This is a genomic window from Dietzia sp. DQ11-44 (genome assembly GCF_014145205.1).
GTDB lineage: Bacteria > Actinomycetota > Actinomycetes > Mycobacteriales > Mycobacteriaceae > Dietzia > Dietzia natronolimnaea.
In genome coordinates this window covers 1-1,614 of the sequence record NZ_JAALEC010000293.1, presented here as the reverse complement: position 1 = coordinate 1,614, position 1,614 = coordinate 1, and the positions used below count along the sequence as shown (strand labels likewise).

Here is a 1,614-nt window from a genome sequence, read left to right as displayed (position 1 = left end):
CGCCCGGCTGGTCCCCGCCGGCGTCGACCGGGCCGGCCAGCCCACGCGGGCCCGGTTGGTCCTGTTCCGCAGGCCGCTCACCCGCCGGGCACCCGGCGGGGACGACCTGAGGGACCTGGTCTACTCGGTCCTGGTGGAACTCGTCTCGCAGCACCTGGAGATCTCACCGGACGAGGTCGAGGCCGGCCCCAACGAGAACTGACCACCCCGCGGGGTGGTCAGGAAGGTGCCGAGCAGGCGCCGTCGAGAGCCCGGATAGCACCGGGCCCTGACGAACTCACATCACGGCCTCGCGCTTGATCCGCCGACGCTCGCGCTCCGACAGTCCGCCCCAGATACCGAAGCGCTCGTCGTTGGCCAGCGCGTACTCGAGGCACTCGGCCTTGACCTCGCAGCCCGTGCAGATCTTCTTGGCCTCGCGGGTCGAGCCACCCTTCTCGGGGAAGAACGCCTCGGGATCGGTCTGGGAACAGAGGGCCCGGTCCTGCCAGCTCTCCTCCTCGTCCTCCACGAAGAGCGCACCGGTGCCGAAGTCGACCAGGGTCAGCTCGGGTCCCGCTGCGGTGCGTGACTGTCGATCCACGGTCATCCCCTCGTGTTACGTTGCTCGTCGCTCGTGCGTCTGCCCGGCCCGGCGTGCCGCTCCGATACGAATGACACACCTGTGATTACACACATGCGAGTCGCCCAGGTCAAGCGAAATCGCGGATACCTAGCATTTTCGTGCGCCGGTCCCACGAGTGACACGCCGCGGATCGTGTGGCGTGGGACACCCCCGCGAGTCGGGGTGGGGTCCGAACACCCGGCCACCCGGGCCTCACCGCCACCCCGTCACTAGTCTGGGTCGACGTGAGGATCTGTGTAGTGGCCGGTGGCGTCGGTGGCGCCCGTTTCCTGCTCGGCGCACGTCGACTTCTCGGGCTGGACCCCGCGTCCGGGGCCGCGGACACCCCACTCCCCGGAGGCGACCCCGTCCACGGCCTCGACGCGGTGGTCAACGTCGGGGACGACGCGTGGATGCACGGCGTCCGGATCTGCCCCGACCTCGACACCTGCATGTACACCCTCGGCGGGGGCATCGACCCCGAACGCGGATGGGGTCACGCGGGCGAGACGTGGAACTGCCGCGACGAACTCGCCGCCTACGGGGTCCAGCCCGACTGGTTCGGTCTCGGGGACAAGGACCTGGCCACCCACCTGGTCCGCACCCAGATGTTGGGCGCCGGTTACCGGTTGACCGACGTCACCGAGGCGCTGTCCACCCGCTGGTCCCCCGGCGTCCGCCTGTTGCCGGTGACCGACGACCGATGCGAGACGCACGTCGTGGTGCCCGACGACTCCGCCGACGGGTCGGGCTCGAAGGCGATCCACTTCCAGGAGTGGTGGGTCCGGTACCGCGCGCAGCTGCCCGCCTCCGGATTCGTGCAGATCGGCGCCGAGGCCGCCCGGCCCACCGCGGAGACGCTCGACGCCATCGAGGCGGCCGACCTCGTCGTCGTCGCCCCCTCCAACCCCGTGGTCTCCGTCGGCGCGATCCTCGCCGTCCCCGGGATCCGCGCCGCGCTGCGTTCCACCTCCGCGCCGGTCGTGGGGGTGAGCCCCGTGATCGGTGGC

The 1,614-nt window shown here is 70.9% G+C and carries 3 protein-coding genes; 2 read left to right on the top strand and 1 reads right to left on the bottom strand.

All coding sequences use genetic code 11. The features are described 5' to 3' along the window. The coding region (locus G6018_RS08105; protein WP_182639349.1) for a metallopeptidase family protein at positions 1–202 on the top strand (202 nt) is incomplete at its 5' end. Between the two features lie 75 nt (positions 203–277). On the opposite strand, the gene G6018_RS08100 is transcribed toward G6018_RS08105, so the two are convergent. Then, entirely contained in the window at positions 278–589 is a 312-nt protein-coding gene (locus G6018_RS08100) for a WhiB family transcriptional regulator (RefSeq protein ID WP_241727050.1), read from the bottom strand. A 260-nt stretch (positions 590–849) separates the two neighbouring features. On the opposite strand from G6018_RS08100, the gene cofD reads away from it, so the two are divergent. Next, the coding region (gene cofD, locus G6018_RS08095) for a 2-phospho-L-lactate transferase (protein ID WP_182639348.1) at positions 850–1,614 on the top strand (765 nt) is incomplete at its 3' end.

Excerpts from the sequence above, each read along its gene's own strand:
- G6018_RS08100 (WP_241727050.1), bottom strand. The coding sequence starts at position 589 with ATGACCGTGGATCGACAGTCACGCACCGCAGCGGGACCCGAGCTGACC.